The sequence below is a fragment of the Flavobacterium sp. KACC 22758 genome (assembly GCF_028736135.1).
Classification (GTDB): Bacteria; Bacteroidota; Bacteroidia; order Flavobacteriales; family Flavobacteriaceae; genus Flavobacterium; species Flavobacterium johnsoniae.
Genome location: NZ_CP117878.1, coordinates 4658429 through 4673180 on the forward strand (window position 1 = coordinate 4658429; position 14752 = coordinate 4673180).

The following is a 14752-nucleotide window of genomic DNA, read 5'->3' on the forward strand; positions in this document are numbered from 1 at the left end:
GGGATTTATTTTTGACTTCTAAAAAAATGAGTTTCAAAGATAGTAGAATTTCCTACATTATCAACCACTTCAATTTTTAAAAAGTTTTCACCCTCTGTTAAATATTGATCATCAAAAGTATGTGTAATCTTTCTGCTTTTATTTTCATACTCAAATAAAACCCAGCTTCCGTTTAAATATCCGTTATAAGACTTTATTCCAGAGAGAGAGTCGCCAATTGTAAATTCAATTTTTTTCTGATCACTGATCCATTTTCCTTCTACTGGTTTTGTAATTTTTATAACAGGCGGAATAGTATCCAGCACTAATCCATACGGCCCTAATATTTTTGCTTTGGCTGTAAAAACGTCACCTTTTCTAATAGTTCCGTTATAACTCGTTCCTTTTCCAATATAAAGTTTATCTCTCAAAGATTCTGGATACAGCGTATCTTTTATCGTAATTGTAAAATTAGAATGTACCGGAACAGTATCGTCATGAATATAAACTTTGTTATTGCGAACATCAAAATTCATATTAAAATCTTCATAAAAAGTTCCCGCCGGAAAGAAAACTGACATATTCCCTTTTTCGAAATTTGTATCTCTGTTGTATTTTACAAAATATTTAGACGCCGAAGGTTCTGCCTGCACAAGCGGTGTTGCAGTATCATATTCAATTGGAACGGTAATTGAATTTTGGTTTCCAAAATAATCAGAAACTTCAATTCTATACGACGAAGCCAGATTGGGCTGAGCCGAAATAATTCCTCTAAGCGAATCTGTTTTAATGATACTTAATGCAAAAGGCGTTTTCATAAAAAGCTTCTGAACACGCTGACTTGTTTTTTTATATCTCGGATAATCGATAAACGCATTGATGTAACGCATTTCATCAAACGAATAGGTGTTAAACTGATAATTGTAATTCTGGTTTCCGTTTAAAAAAGTTGAAACATTAAAAACTCCGTTTTTATTATGAGAAACATCATCAGTATCAACAGCATTAATCCCAAAACCAATTTTTCCGTTTGTTTTTACTTTTCCTGCCAAATAAGTCCCGTCTTTTTGAAGTGTCATATTAACCAGCAGAGGCTGTTTTGACTGATTAACTGTTGCATTATCTAACGGATAAACATATAAACTTGATAAAGTTGGTTTTTTAGTATCTTTTATATTTTGGTCAAAGCCAAAGAAAATTGGGTTGATTACAAATTCTGTTTTAGAGTCACGAATTTCAAAATGAAGATGAGGCCCTTCTGAAGATCCTGTATTTCCTGAAAGTCCAATTAACTGCCCTTTTGTAACCGGAAGCTCATTTGGTTTTGGAAACATTTCGATTTCATATGCTTTTTCTTTGTAATGGGTTTTCTTTACGTAATCCAAAATTGGCCCAACAGGTGTCTGCAAATGTCCGTACACAGAAGTATAACCATTTGGATGCGTAATATAAATGCATTTTCCGTTTCCAAAAGTCGAAATTTTGATTCTTGACACATAACCATCAGCAACCGCGTACACATTTAGCCCTTCTCTTTGATTCGTTTTTAAGTCAAACCCGGCATGAAAATGATTGGGTCTTAACTCGCCAAAATTACCGGAAAGCTGCATTGGAATATCAAGCGGCGGACGGAAATAGTCTTTAGGATATTGGGTTTGAGCGAATATAAAATTACAAATCAAAAGGGTAAGTACAGAAAATCTCATAAGCAACATTTTTGCTAAGATAAGCAAAAAAAAAGCAATTAAAGCAAGAAAAAAACTACAAATATACAATTCATTGAATTACATCTATTTATCTATTTTAATGTAAAAAATTCGATAAAAAATTGCATTAATAAAAAGGAATATTAACTTTGTAGGATTAAGTAATGAATAGGATGTATAATGAGTGTAATTGCAGAAATAATTGATACTCTTGAATATAAAGTCGAAAAGCTTTTTGAAAAATCAAAAGGCCTGGAGAAAAATAATCAGGAATTACGATTAGAACTAGCCAAAGCTGCGCAAATTATCCAGAAACAATCTGAGGAAATGGAAGCTTTGAAAAAGCAATATGAAACACTTAAGATAGCCAATTCGTTACTTGGCAGCGACAATAACAAGAGAGAGACAAAGCTTAAAATAAATTCATTAATTCGCGAAATTGATTACTGTATAGCGCAACTATCAGATTAACAACATGGACGGAAAGCTTAGAATTAAAATATCAATTGCAGACCGTGTTTACCCACTTACGGTTGAACCCGCTCAGGAAGAAGGCCTTAGAAGCGCCTCAAAAAAAATTGATGCCATGATTAAGCAATTCGAAGAAAGCTACGCAGTTCGCGATAAACAAGATGTTCTGGCTATGTGTGCATTACAATTTGCATCGCAGGTGGAACAAAAACAAATCGATAACGCAATCGATGGCGAAGAAACTATCGAAAGAATTAAAAGATTAAATTCGCTTTTAGATCAATATCTCGAAAATTAAACGTTCTTTACAGAAACTAAGATACTGCCTACATTAGTTCACAATTGGTAAACTCAACACTAACAATTTAGAATGAGCAAATCGTCGCTACTATAGTATGCCCAGCTTTGACCGGGAAACTTGAACAGTGAGTTAGCTCAAAACTTGTCTTTACGAGTTTATTCAAGCAATTAATGTAGGCTTTTTTTATATATAAACCCTAACAAACATGGACATCATAACGATCATTATTGGTATTGTAGGTATTGCGGCAGGTTTTGCAATAGCTAAAATTATCGAGAAAAGTAATATTTCAAACCTAATCAAAAACGCTAAAAAAGAAGCAGCTTCCATTTTAAAAGATGCTAATTTAGAAGCCGAAAACATAAAAAAAGATAAAATACTTCAGGCAAAAGAACGTTTTATCGAGTTAAAATCTGAACACGAGCAAGTTATTTTAGCACGCGATAAAAAAGTGGCCGAAGTAGAAAAAAGAGTGCGTGACAAAGAATCTCAGGTTTCTAACGAACTTTCGAAAGCTAAAAAAGTCAATGACGAGTTTGAAGCTAAAACTGCTGAATACAACAACAAAATTGAAGTTCTGGATAAAAAACAAGCCGAAGTAGACAAATTACACAAAAGTCAATTACAGCAGCTTGAAGTTATTTCCGGACTATCTGCAGAAGAAGCAAAAGAGCAATTAGTTGAAGGTTTAAAAGCTGAGGCTAAAACCAAAGCTATGTCTCATATTCAGGAAACTATTGAAGAGGCAAAACTTACTGCACAGCAGGAAGCTAAAAAAATCATCATTAATACTATCCAAAGAGTTGGAACTGAAGAAGCGGTTGAAAACTGTGTTTCTGTTTTCAACATTGAATCTGACGATGTAAAAGGACGTATTATTGGTCGTGAAGGTCGTAACATTAGAGCTCTTGAAGCAGCAACCGGAGTTGAAATCATTGTTGATGATACACCAGAAGCCATTATCCTTTCTTGTTTTGACCCGGTTCGTAGAGAAATTGCACGTTTGTCTTTACACAAATTAGTAACTGACGGACGTATTCACCCAGCAAGAATTGAAGAAGTTGTTGCTAAAACAGCAAAACAAATCGACGACGAAATTATCGAAGTTGGAAAACGTACTGTAATCGATTTAGGAATTCACGGTTTACACCCTGAATTAATTAAAGTGGTTGGTAGAATGAAATACCGTTCTTCTTACGGACAAAACTTATTACAGCACTCTAGAGAAGTTTCTAAACTTTGCGGTATCATGGCAGCTGAATTAGGCTTAAATGTAAAACTGGCAAAAAGAGCAGGTTTACTTCATGATATTGGAAAAGTGCCGGATACAGAAAGTGATTTACCACACGCATTATTAGGTATGCAGTGGGCTGAGAAATACGGCGAGAAAGACGAGGTTTGCAACGCAATTGGAGCTCACCACGACGAAATCGAAATGAAATCATTATTATCACCAATCGTTCAGGTTTGTGATGCTATTTCAGGAGCAAGACCAGGAGCAAGACGTCAGGTTCTGGATTCATACATTCAGCGTTTAAAAGACCTTGAAGATGTAGCTTACGGATTCAGCGGTGTTAAAAATGCTTATGCAATTCAGGCTGGTAGAGAATTACGTGTAATCGTAGAAAGCGAAAAAGTTTCTGATGACAATGCTGCAAACTTATCATTTGAGATTTCACAAAAAATTCAAACTGAAATGACTTATCCAGGTCAGGTAAAAGTTACTGTAATTAGAGAAACAAGAGCAGTTAATATTGCAAAATAATTACGCTCTCGATATTATATAAAAAAAAGGCTGTCAACACGACAGCCTTTTTTATTGCTTTTTGTTTTAAAGATCATTAAAAACGATTTTAAAACTCGTTCCTACTCCAACCTCACTTTCTACCGAAACAGTTCCTTTCATCGCCTCTATTTGGTTTCTGGTAATATACAAACCAATCCCCCTTGCTTCCTGATGCTTGTGAAAAGTTTTATACATGCCAAACAACAAATCACCGTATACTTTTAAATCGATTCCTAAACCGTTATCTGTAATTTTTAATGATTTATAACCCTCTGGTTCAATTCCAAAATCAAAAACAATAACAGGTTCGCGGTCCGGATGTGCATATTTTATCGCATTCGTTGTAAAATTCAATAAAACACTCTCCAGATAAGCCGGATTAAAATTAATCGTTAAATACTGCGGTACATTATTTACAATCGTAACTTTCTTTTGATTGTCATAACCTTTTATAGTCGAAATTGTTTTTTCAATGTATTCGTGAAGCTTTAAAGGCTCAACGGCAATATTAATATTACTTTGTGTTTTTACAATTTGTGTTAAATTAGAAATAGTTTCATTTAAATCATTCGAAACTGTACGAAGATGTTCTAACATTTCTGTAACGGTTTCTTTATCACCATCAGCATCAATAAAATCTAAAATTGATTTTATATTTCCTGCCTGTGTGTTTAAATTATGAGAAACAATATGCGAAAAATTCAACAGTCTGCTGTTTTGATCACTGTACAGTTTCATTGTTTTTAAAAGCTCTAATTCTTTTTCTTTTTGAGCCGAAACATCTGTATGGGTTCCAATTACACGTAATGGTTTTCCGTTTTCATCTCTTTTAATGACTTTCCCTCTATCCAAAATCCATTTATAATTACCGCTTGAAGTCATTACACGATGGTAATTTTCATAATATGGAATTTTATTATCAAAGTGCTCCCTGATATCTGAATAATATTTTGGCAGATCATCCGGATGCACGATTTTATCCCAGCGTTCAGGATCATCAAAAATATCTGTCGATTCTAGTTCTAAAATTTTAAGTGAAAGTGAAGAGTAAAAAACGTTATTGGTTACCATATCCCAGTCCCAGATTCCGGCAGTAGATGCTTCAAGAGCGAACTGAAAACGTTCTTCAGAAATACGAAGTTTTTCTTCTTTATCTTTTAATTCCGTAATATCAGAAATGTGTCCAAAAAAACTCACTCTGTTTTCAGGAGACAATTCTGTTTTTGCAGAAACCTTAAACCAGCGAAGTCCTTTTTTAGGCAGAACAGCCCTAAATTCAATCTGCCAGGGTTCTATTTCTTTTCTTGCTTTTACTAATGACTGAAAAAAAAGTTCGCGGTCCTGTTCTAAGATTCTTTGGTAAATAGTAAGTTTTATATCGTCAGTGAATTCATTTACAGAAAGTTCAAAAATTTCATCTGCTGACTTACTAACCAAGGGAAAAGTGTAATTATTATCACTGTCAATAATAAACTGAAAAATCAAATCCGGCATTTCAGCAAATAACTTTCTGTAAAAATTATTTATCTCCAAGCAATCCTCATTACTATATAAATCAAAAACCATATATCGCTATTTAAGTAAATAATACTATACTAAAACCGAGCCACTGAATACTCAAAAATCAATGTAATTTATTTGCTTTAACGTAGAATTTTAATACAAGGTATTAATTTTTGATTTAAATATTAACAACCTTTCAAAAAAATTATCTGCGCGGATGGTAGGAATGCATTACTTCTTTTAAGAAACTCCTGTCTAAATGAACATAGATTTCAGTAGTGGTAATCGATTCATGTCCCAGCATGAGCTGAATCGATCTTAAATCTGCACCGTTTTCTAATAAATGAGTAGCAAAAGAATGGCGTAAAGTATGCGGGCTTATACTTTTATTTAAATTTATTTTTACTGCGAGATCTTTTATAATTGTAAAAATCATAGCACGGGTAAGCTGATTTCCTCTCCTATTTAAAAATAAGGTGTCTTCACAGCCTTTTTTTATATTAAGATGAACTCTTACTTCGTTTTGATAGATTTGAATATATTTTTGAGTTAATTTTCCAATTGGAACAAAACGTTCTTTATTACCTTTTCCGGTAATTTTTATAAAACCTTCATCAAAATACAAATCAGATATTTTAAGCGAAACCAATTCAGAAACCCGAAGTCCGCATCCGTAAAGACTTTCCAGAATGGCACGATTACGTTCTCCTTCATTACTGCTTAAATCAATTGCATCAATTAAAGCGTCAATTTCTTTTACAGCTAAAGTATCAGGAAGCTTTCTTCCGGTTTTAGGACTTTCTATTAACTCCAGCGGACTATCATTTCGATAATCTTCAAAAACCAAATAGCTGAAAAAACTTTTTAATCCAGAAATAATTCGTGCCTGAGACCTTGGATTTACTTCTTTAGAAATGGCATATATAAATTGCTGAATAGTTTCATCTGTAATTTTTAAAGGTGAAACTTCAATTTGATTCGTTTCTAAAAAAAGACATAATCTCTCGATATCAAAGCTGTAATTTTCAATTGTATTTTTAGACAAACCTCTTTCTATCCTCAAATACGATTGATAATCTTTTATATAATTATTCCATTTCATATTTACAAAGTAAAACAATTTTGGCCATAAAAAAACCTTCCTAAATTAGGAAGGTTCTAAAATATTAAAAGAGATCTTATTAGAACTTATAAGCAAAAGATAAAGCTAAAACGCTGTTTTTTGCACTGTCATAATAATCACCTTCATTTTCGATATCTGCATTATCTGCAAGAGGAGATAAACCAATTGTATAACGTAAGTTAACAGAAACATTATCTGTAAAATGATAACCAGCTCCTAAATTGAAACCAAAATCTACAGTTTTAAAACCATCTTTAACGTCTTCACCGTTAGATTTTGCAGATAATAAGATTCCAAGTTGTGGACCAGCTTCTACACTAAATTTTTCTACTATGTAATATTTAGCTAAAACTGGGATATTCAAGTAATTTGTTTTAACATCAAAATCTCCGAAAAATGCACCACCATCAAATTTGGTTCCTTGGGTAGAGAACAAAAGTTCTGGCTGGATAGCTAATTTTTCAATGATTTTAATTTCGGCAAAACCTCCAACATGGAAACCTACCAAAGCTTTAGTATCACTAACATCTCCACCTGCCCAATTTGAAAGGTTAAGACCTCCTTTTACACCAAATCTTGTTTGTTGAGCGTTAGCAAAACTAAATGTCATTACTGCAATCGCAGCTAAAATAATTTTCTTCATTACAATTTGTTTTGGGTTATTAATTTTCAAATATAAAAATATTCTTCATAATTCTATATTAGGAATTTAACAAATAAAATAGTAATAAGCCCTTAAATTGTTAAGTTAAAATTAATTGATTTTAAAAAAACTGTACTCTCGCAAATAAAAAAAGCCTTCCTCAAATTGAGGAAGGCCTTTAAAAAACTAACTAAATATCTTATTAGAATTTGTAAACTACTCCAAAAGCTACATCTCTTAAGTCAGTTCCGAAGTTAAAACTGTTAGTTTTCTCAGCTCCATGACCTCCGTTGTTGTTTACATTGTAACCTAAACCAAGCCAAGTAGCTTCGATAGCGAAATGGTTAGATAAGAAATAGCTTAAACCTAAACCAAGATTTGCTCCAACTTCGTTTGATTTAAAATCTCCAGGTTTTACTTTATTATTAGTAAAATCAACACCTGCCTGACCATAAACAGAGAACTGAGAAGCAGGAGTAAAATAATATCTACCAAATGCTCCAACTGTAAAATCATTAGTTTTTACATCTCCAATTTTTGTTGATCCAAAACCTAATTTCGCTCCAATTGCAATATTCTCAGACACAAAATATCCAACCTTTGGCTCAATTACAAATCCGCTTGTTTTTGCATCTCCTTCTTTAGTTGAGTTAACACTTAAAGCTCCAGAAATAAACGCATCACCTTTAGCAAAACCTCCTGTTTGTGCATTAGAAAATGCAAATCCTAATACTGCAATAGCAGTTAAAATAATTTTTTTCATGATTTAAATTTTAATTACAGAGATCAAAACTAAGATTATACTTACTAAAAAAAGTCCAGTAAACGGTAATTGAATAATAAAATAAGACAGAATTGTATTACAAATAATATATTGACTTTCAAGGGATTAAGCAATAAACTCAAAGAATAGACTTAAAAAAAGGTCAAAAAAGTGCGAATTTTAATAATTATATAAAGCCATATATAAACAATAAAATCAAAATAATGTAGTTTTGATTGTAGAATAACATTTAAAAACACCAAACACTAAAACATTTTTTATGAAGAAAATACTTCTAGCAGCTGTATTGTTCATTGCAACAACAACTGCAATCCAGGCACAATTTATACAAATCGGGGTTAAAGCAGGGGTTAACTTTGCTAACCAAACTGGAGGTTCTGACTTCAATGGGATTTCAGTTGATAAAGAAGGTATTACAAGTTACCATGCAGGTCTTGTGGCGGAACTAAAATTATTAGAAAAATTCTCAATTCAGCCAGAGCTTTTGTACACTACACAAGGAGCAGAATACAAAAGTGCTGTACAGGATTTTAAAAATGAAATGGGGTATATCGCTATTCCTGTAATGGCAAAAATCTACATGACTAAATCTCTTAGCTTAGAACTTGGTCCGCAAGCTTCATTCCTTGTAAGTAATAAAAAGGAATTTGATGCTGCAGATCCAAAAACATTTGACTTCTCTCTTAATGCAGGTTTAGGATTAAAAGTAGTTGGAGGTCTTTTTGTTCAAGCTCGTTACGGTATAGGCTTAACAGAAGTTTCAAAAGAAGCTGACTTTAAAAACTCTGTGTTCCAACTTTCGGCAGGATACATGTTCTAAAAGAATATCACATACTTTTATAAAAACCGTTCTATTAATTAGAGCGGTTTTTTTATTTTTACACAACTCAATAACAATTGCAAAAATCAAAAGCAACATCAATATTTCAATAAATAATTTTTAAATATGAAAATCTGCATTATCAACGGGCCGAATTTGAATCTTTTAGGAAAACGTGAACCAGAAGTTTACGGAAGTCAGACTTTTGAAGATTATTTTGAAACGTTGAAACAAAAATTCCCAAACGTTGAACTTTCTTATTACCAAAGTAATATTGAAGGTGAATTGATTGGTAAAATTCAGGAAGTAGGTTTTTCATTTGACGGAATTATTCTTAACGCTGGCGCTTATACTCACACTTCTATAGGTTTGGGCGATGCTATGAAAGCAGTTACAACTCCTGTAATAGAAGTTCATATTTCAAACACGTACGCACGCGAAAGCTTTAGACATCAATCTTATTTATCCGGAAATGCAAAAGGTGTAATTTTAGGTTTTGGATTAAAAAGCTACGAACTGGCAATTCAATCTTTTTTATAATACAATATCACAAACGAAGTCAAATATTTATAAAACAAATCCTACTTTTACTTCGTTGAGTCTTTTAAAGATAGATTACAATTTAACAAATTATTAATAAGCTCATTTTGAAGTTGTTTTATTTTTGTGAGAGAAACCACTTTCATGAAAAACATTACTATACTCGCCTTTTTAATATTTTCAATTTCCAATTTTGCCCAAATCAAAGGAACTGTAACCGATGAAAAGGGAAATCCCCTGCCTTTTGTTTCTATTTTTGAAGAAGGCACCTACAGAGGAACTACTTCAAATGAACAAGGACAATACCAGCTGCAGGTAAAAGAAATTGGAAAAAATAAAATCGTTTTTCAATATCTTGGATTTAAAACCCAGAAACTGATTGTTTCGTCTGATTCTAAAATTCTGACGTTAGATGTAAAAATGCAGGAAGAAAGTTTTGCATTGAATGAAATTGTTATAGATCCAAAAAACAATCCTGCAAATGCGATTATCAAAAACGCCATTGCAAACCGAAAGGAAAACTCCGAAAAAACAGCCCGATTTACAGCCGATTTTTATTCTAAAGGTATTTTAAAAGTAAAAGATCTGCCTAAAAAAATATTAGGCCAAAAAGTGGATCTTGGACCAGATTTATCATCCAATTTAGATTCAACCGGAACAGGAATTTTATATTTATCGGAAACCATGTCTAAAATTTCCTATCAAAAACCAGATAAATTAAAAGAAACGATAATTGCATCCAAAATCTCTGGAAACAACAAAGGCTACAGTTATAATACTGCGGCTTTATCTACTTACGATTTCTATGACAACACTTTAGAGTTTGACATAAACCTCATCTCTCCTATTGCTAATAATGCTTTCAGTTATTACAAATACAAACTGGAAGGCAGTTTTTATGACGATAATAAAAACCAGATTTATAAAATTAAAGTAATCCCAAAACGCGATAAAGAGCCTGTTTTTGAAGGATACATCTATATAGTTGACGACAGTTTTGCAATTTACGCCGTAGATGTAGACATTAAAGGATATAGAGTAAAAAATGAATTTACTGAAAGCATGACTTTAAAACAAAGCTTTAGTTACAATTCAAAAAACAAAATCTGGTCAAAAAATGCACAAACTCTTTCTTTTAATGCAGGTGGTTTTGGAGTGAAATTTTCTGGTCAGTTTAATTACGTTTATTCCAATTATGAATTTCCGGATTCATTTACCAAAAAAACTTTTGGAAACGAAATCGTTGCTTTTGATTTGAATGCAAATAAAAAAGATGACTCGTACTGGAATGAAATACGCCCCATTCCTTTAACACTTGAAGAAAGCGCTGATTATACTAAAAAAGACAGTCTGCAGACCATTAGAAAATCAAAAAAATATACCGATTCTATCGATGCTAAAAACAATAAATTCAAAGTTTTGGATATTCTGGGAGGTTATGATTATAAAAACACTTTTAAAAAATACTCATTTGCATTTGATGGTTTATTAAGCCCGACATCTTTGAGTTTTAATACCGTTAAGGGATTTAATCTTGGGACCGGTTTTTCATTTAAAAAATGGAATGAAGAAACCGGAAAAAGCACTTCAATAAGCACCGATTTTAATTATGGCTTTTCGGATGAGCGTTTACGTATTACTGGTCAGTTCACCCACCGATTTAATACAATTAACTATGCCACAATTTCGGCCTCCGGTGGAACAAAAACAGCTCAGTATAATAGTGCAGAACCTATCAGCAAATTAGTCAATTCTGTTAGTTCTTTATTTTTTAAAGACAATTACATGAAATTATACAATTTGGAATTTGCTCAGGTTAATTACACGCAGGATATTGCAAACGGAATTAATTTGAATGCTAAATTAGCTTACGAACAGCGAAAACCACTTTTTAATACTACTGATTATTCTTTTTTTAAAAGAGATGATTTTTATTCATCAAATAATCCTCTGGCGCCCGATGATTTTAGTACTCCCGCATTCAGCCAGCATCATTTAATGAAAGCCAATCTGAATTTCAGATTTAATTTTGGAAACAAATACATTTCAAGACCAGACGGAAGATATAATTTTAAAGATGAAAAATACCCAACAGTTTATCTCGCTTTTGAAAAAGCTTTTGCTGCAAGTGAGAAAAACTATGAATTTGAACGTATTGGAACCGCTGTTCAATATGATTTAAAACTAAATAATAAAGGTATTTTAGGAATGAATTTTAAAGCTGGTAAATTCTTTAACGCCGAAAATATTTCTTTTATCGATTACAGACATTTTAACGGAAATCAAACTCACATAGGCACAAGCGATCGATATTTAAATGTTTTCAATTTAATGCCGTACTACGCAAACAGCACAAACGACAGCTATTTTGAAATGCATTTGGAACACAATGATATGGGATTTATAATGAATAAGATTCCGCTTTTAAATCTTTTAAAATCAACTATGAATCTGGGCTTTCATTCGCTGGCAATTCCGGATCGTAAACCTTATACTGAATTTACGGTAGGTTTAGACAATTTAGGTTTCGGAAAATTTAAATTATTCAGAGTCGATTATGTACATTCTTACCAAGGCGGTATGCAGCAGAATGGTGTAGTGTTTGGATTGAAGATTTTGAATGTGTTGAATTAAATATTCTAAGTTGTTAAGCTTCTAAGATGCTAAGCTTTTTTTATTTCAGATTGATTTAAAAGCAGATTATTTTTTGCAAATGTTTAAAAACTTTGGCAAAGAAAAAAGCTTAGAATCTTAGCATCTCAGAACCTTAGGATCTCTAGCAATGATAATCATCCGGTTCAATGTGTATCAAAACATTTCCTAACTGCGGAATTTGTTCTTTTAAAGTATCCTGTAATTTATGTGACAAATCATGTCCTTCTTTTACCGAAATTTTAGCCGAAACTATAGCGTGAAGATCAACATGGTAACGCATTCCGGCTTTTCTGATGAAACATTTTTCAGTTCCAAGAATTCCGGGAACCTTTAAGGATACAACGCGAATTTCTTCTACTAAATCATCGTTTAGGTTTTCATCCATGATTTCACCAAGTGCAGGCCTGAAAATTTTGTAGCTGTTATACAAGATAAAAAATGCTGCAAAAAGTGCCGCCCAGTCATCTGCAGATTCGTAACCTTTTCCCATAAACAAAGCAATCGAAATTCCAACAAATGCCGCAACAGAAGTTATGGCATCGCTGCGATGGTGCCATGCATCGGCCGCTAAAGAAGAACTGTTTGTTTGTTTGCTTCGTTTCATTACAACACGAAACGAATATTCTTTCCAGATTATAATTGCGCCTAAAACATACAACGTCCATGATTTTGGTAAATCGTGAGAAGTACTGATATTGGAAATACTTTCGTAACCAATAATGGTTGCCGAAGTAATTAAAAACCCAACTACCAAAAAAGTAATTAAAGGTTCTGCACGACCATGACCATACGGATGGTTTTCATCTGCGGGTTTATTAGAATATTTAATTCCGAATAAAACCAAACAAGACGAAAATATATCCGTAGTCGATTCAATCGCGTCTGCAATCAAGGCGTATGAATTGCCAAAAAAACCTGCGAGACCTTTTATAAGGGCCAGGCAGGTATTTCCTATTATACTAAAAATAGTAGCTTTTACAGCTTTTTGTTCGTTTGTCATTTAGACTATTTTTTTCACCGCGAATTCATGAATTAGTTAATTCGTGAATTCGCAGCTAACTTTTTTAAGCTCTCACGATTTTTGCACCGATAGCTCTCAAACGCTCGTCAATACGCTCGTATCCACGGTCAATTTGTTCGATATTTTGAATTGTGCTTGTTCCTTTTGCAGAAAGCGCCGCAATCAATAATGAAATTCCTGCACGAATATCAGGAGATGACATTGTTGTTGCTTTTAATTGAGATTCGAAATTATGTCCCATAACCACAGCTCTATGCGGATCACATAACATAATTTTTGCTCCCATATCGATTAATTTATCCACGAAGAACAAACGGCTTTCAAACATTTTTTGGTGAATTAAAACATCACCTTTTGCCTGTGTTGCCACAACTAAAACAATACTTAACAAGTCAGGAGTAAATCCCGGCCATGGTGCATCGGCAATTGTTAAGATCGACCCGTCGATATCTGTTTTTACTTCATATCCGTCTTTGTGAGCAGGAATATAAATATCGTCGTTACGTTTTTCGATTGTAATACCTAATTTTCTAAATGTATTTGGAATCAAACCTAGGTTTTCCCAGCTTACATTTTTGATCGTAATTTCGCTTTTTGTCATAGCTGCAAGACCAATCCAAGAACCAATTTCGATCATATCCGGTAAAATTGTATGCTCGCATCCTCCAAGACTTTCAACACCTTCAATAGTTAACAAGTTAGAACCAACTCCAGTGATTTTTGCTCCCATTGAGTTCAGCATTTTACACAATTGCTGTAAGTAAGGTTCGCAGGCTGCATTGTAAACAGTTGTTGTTCCATTTGCTAAAACCGCAGCCATTACAATATTTGCAGTTCCTGTTACAGAAGCTTCATCAAGAAGCATATCTGTTCCTTTAAGTCCTTCTTTTGGAGATTCTACTCCATAAAAGTGATCTTCTCTATTGTATCTGAATTTTGCACCAAGATTAATAAATCCTTCAAAATGCGTATCTAATCTACGACGTCCAATTTTGTCTCCTCCTGGTTTTGGGATATATCCTTTTCCATAACGGGCCAAAAGCGGTCCAACAATCATAATAGAACCACGAAGTGCTCCGCCTTCTTTCTTGAAAGCTTCAGTTTCTAAGTATCCAACGTTTACTTCATCTGCCTGAAAAGTAATCGATCCCGGCTCATTACGTTGAATTTTAACCCCTAAATTACCCAACAAAGTGATTAATTTATTGATGTCTATAATATCAGGAATGTTATTAATTTTCACTTTCTCTCCTGTCAGCAGCACGGCACATAAAATTTGTAATGCCTCATTCTTTGCTCCTTGTGGAGTGATTTCTCCTTTTAGAGGTGTCCCTCCTTCGATTTTAAAAATTCCCATAGATCTTTGTTAAGGTTCTTTTAAAGTTTCTAAGGTTCTGAGATCCTAAGATTCTAAGTAAAA

Annotated in this window: 13 protein-coding genes; 6 read left to right on the top strand and 7 right to left on the bottom strand. The window is 33.1% G+C overall.

Going from position 1 to position 14752, the window contains the following annotated elements; translation table 11 throughout:
- Nucleotides 1–5: 5 nt before the first annotated feature.
- Entirely contained in the window at nucleotides 6–1685 is a 1680-nt protein-coding gene (locus PQ462_RS19625; protein WP_274251254.1) for a M23 family metallopeptidase, read from the bottom strand.
- Nucleotides 1686–1865: 180 nt separating this feature from the next.
- Between PQ462_RS19625 and PQ462_RS19630 the strand changes: the two genes are divergently transcribed.
- From PQ462_RS19630 to rny, 3 genes are all read left to right on the top strand, one after another.
- Nucleotides 1866–2156 (top strand): hypothetical protein, encoded by a 291-nt coding sequence (locus PQ462_RS19630; RefSeq protein ID WP_073408887.1) that lies wholly within the window; start codon nucleotides 1866–1868, stop codon nucleotides 2154–2156.
- A gap of 4 nt (nucleotides 2157–2160) precedes the next feature.
- Complete coding sequence (locus tag PQ462_RS19635) at nucleotides 2161–2454, top strand: cell division protein ZapA (RefSeq protein ID WP_012022231.1); 294 nt, start codon at nucleotides 2161–2163, stop codon at nucleotides 2452–2454.
- Between the two features lie 208 nt (nucleotides 2455–2662).
- Complete coding sequence (gene rny / locus PQ462_RS19640; protein ID WP_012022232.1) at nucleotides 2663–4222, top strand: ribonuclease Y; 1560 nt, start codon at nucleotides 2663–2665, stop codon at nucleotides 4220–4222.
- Nucleotides 4223–4288: 66 nt separating this feature from the next.
- Here the strand turns inward: rny and PQ462_RS19645 are convergent, their stop codons facing one another.
- The 4 genes from PQ462_RS19645 to PQ462_RS19660 all read right to left on the bottom strand — a co-directional run bounded on the left by PQ462_RS19645 (nucleotide 4289) and on the right by PQ462_RS19660 (nucleotide 8275).
- Entirely contained in the window at nucleotides 4289–5809 is a 1521-nt protein-coding gene (locus PQ462_RS19645; protein ID WP_274251255.1) for a sensor histidine kinase, read from the bottom strand.
- A gap of 142 nt (nucleotides 5810–5951) precedes the next feature.
- Nucleotides 5952–6848, bottom strand: coding sequence for a site-specific tyrosine recombinase XerD (gene xerD / locus PQ462_RS19650; RefSeq protein ID WP_012022234.1), 897 nt, complete (start codon nucleotides 6846–6848; stop codon nucleotides 5952–5954).
- A gap of 79 nt (nucleotides 6849–6927) precedes the next feature.
- Complete coding sequence (locus tag PQ462_RS19655) at nucleotides 6928–7512, bottom strand: porin family protein (protein WP_274251256.1); 585 nt, start codon at nucleotides 7510–7512, stop codon at nucleotides 6928–6930.
- A 202-nt stretch (nucleotides 7513–7714) separates the two neighbouring features.
- The gene (locus PQ462_RS19660) at nucleotides 7715–8275 is read right to left on the bottom strand and encodes an outer membrane beta-barrel protein (protein WP_274251257.1); all 561 of its coding nucleotides are present in this window, start codon (nucleotides 8273–8275) and stop codon (nucleotides 7715–7717) included.
- A gap of 280 nt (nucleotides 8276–8555) precedes the next feature.
- Between PQ462_RS19660 and PQ462_RS19665 the strand changes: the two genes are divergently transcribed.
- From PQ462_RS19665 to PQ462_RS19675, 3 genes are all read left to right on the top strand, one after another.
- Nucleotides 8556–9116 (top strand): porin family protein, encoded by a 561-nt coding sequence (locus tag PQ462_RS19665; RefSeq protein WP_149206324.1) that lies wholly within the window; start codon nucleotides 8556–8558, stop codon nucleotides 9114–9116.
- A 126-nt stretch (nucleotides 9117–9242) separates the two neighbouring features.
- On the top strand, nucleotides 9243–9656 hold the full coding sequence (aroQ, locus tag PQ462_RS19670; protein WP_012022238.1) for a type II 3-dehydroquinate dehydratase: 414 nt from the start codon (nucleotides 9243–9245) through the stop codon (nucleotides 9654–9656).
- 144 nt (nucleotides 9657–9800) lie between these two features.
- The gene (locus tag PQ462_RS19675; RefSeq protein WP_274251258.1) at nucleotides 9801–12290 is read left to right on the top strand and encodes a DUF5686 and carboxypeptidase regulatory-like domain-containing protein; all 2490 of its coding nucleotides are present in this window, start codon (nucleotides 9801–9803) and stop codon (nucleotides 12288–12290) included.
- 142 nt (nucleotides 12291–12432) lie between these two features.
- Here PQ462_RS19675 and PQ462_RS19680 read toward each other — a convergent pair whose 3' ends face one another.
- Both PQ462_RS19680 and murA read right to left on the bottom strand, forming a co-directional pair.
- Nucleotides 12433–13311 (bottom strand): cation diffusion facilitator family transporter, encoded by an 879-nt coding sequence (locus PQ462_RS19680; protein ID WP_274251259.1) that lies wholly within the window; start codon nucleotides 13309–13311, stop codon nucleotides 12433–12435.
- Nucleotides 13312–13375: 64 nt separating this feature from the next.
- A complete protein-coding gene (gene murA, locus PQ462_RS19685) occupies nucleotides 13376–14689 on the bottom strand; it encodes a UDP-N-acetylglucosamine 1-carboxyvinyltransferase (RefSeq protein WP_274251260.1) in 1314 nt (437 codons plus the stop codon).
- Nucleotides 14690–14752: the final 63 nt, after the last annotated feature.

What these genes read in the sequence shown, in the direction of transcription:
- PQ462_RS19625 (WP_274251254.1), bottom strand. Translation starts at nt 1,685, where the DNA reads ATGAGATTTTCTGTACTTACCCTTTTGATTTGTAATTTTATATTCGCT.
- PQ462_RS19630 (WP_073408887.1), top strand. Translation starts at nt 1,866, where the DNA reads ATGAGTGTAATTGCAGAAATAATTGATACTCTTGAATATAAAGTCGAA.
- PQ462_RS19635 (WP_012022231.1), top strand. Translation starts at nt 2,161, where the DNA reads ATGGACGGAAAGCTTAGAATTAAAATATCAATTGCAGACCGTGTTTAC.
- rny (WP_012022232.1), top strand. Translation starts at nt 2,663, where the DNA reads ATGGACATCATAACGATCATTATTGGTATTGTAGGTATTGCGGCAGGT.
- PQ462_RS19645 (WP_274251255.1), bottom strand. Translation starts at nt 5,809, where the DNA reads ATGGTTTTTGATTTATATAGTAATGAGGATTGCTTGGAGATAAATAAT.
- xerD (WP_012022234.1), bottom strand. Translation starts at nt 6,848, where the DNA reads ATGAAATGGAATAATTATATAAAAGATTATCAATCGTATTTGAGGATA.
- PQ462_RS19655 (WP_274251256.1), bottom strand. Translation starts at nt 7,512, where the DNA reads ATGAAGAAAATTATTTTAGCTGCGATTGCAGTAATGACATTTAGTTTT.
- PQ462_RS19660 (WP_274251257.1), bottom strand. Translation starts at nt 8,275, where the DNA reads ATGAAAAAAATTATTTTAACTGCTATTGCAGTATTAGGATTTGCATTT.
- PQ462_RS19665 (WP_149206324.1), top strand. Translation starts at nt 8,556, where the DNA reads ATGAAGAAAATACTTCTAGCAGCTGTATTGTTCATTGCAACAACAACT.
- aroQ (WP_012022238.1), top strand. Translation starts at nt 9,243, where the DNA reads ATGAAAATCTGCATTATCAACGGGCCGAATTTGAATCTTTTAGGAAAA.
- PQ462_RS19675 (WP_274251258.1), top strand. Translation starts at nt 9,801, where the DNA reads ATGAAAAACATTACTATACTCGCCTTTTTAATATTTTCAATTTCCAAT.
- PQ462_RS19680 (WP_274251259.1), bottom strand. Translation starts at nt 13,311, where the DNA reads ATGACAAACGAACAAAAAGCTGTAAAAGCTACTATTTTTAGTATAATA.
- murA (WP_274251260.1), bottom strand. Translation starts at nt 14,689, where the DNA reads ATGGGAATTTTTAAAATCGAAGGAGGGACACCTCTAAAAGGAGAAATC.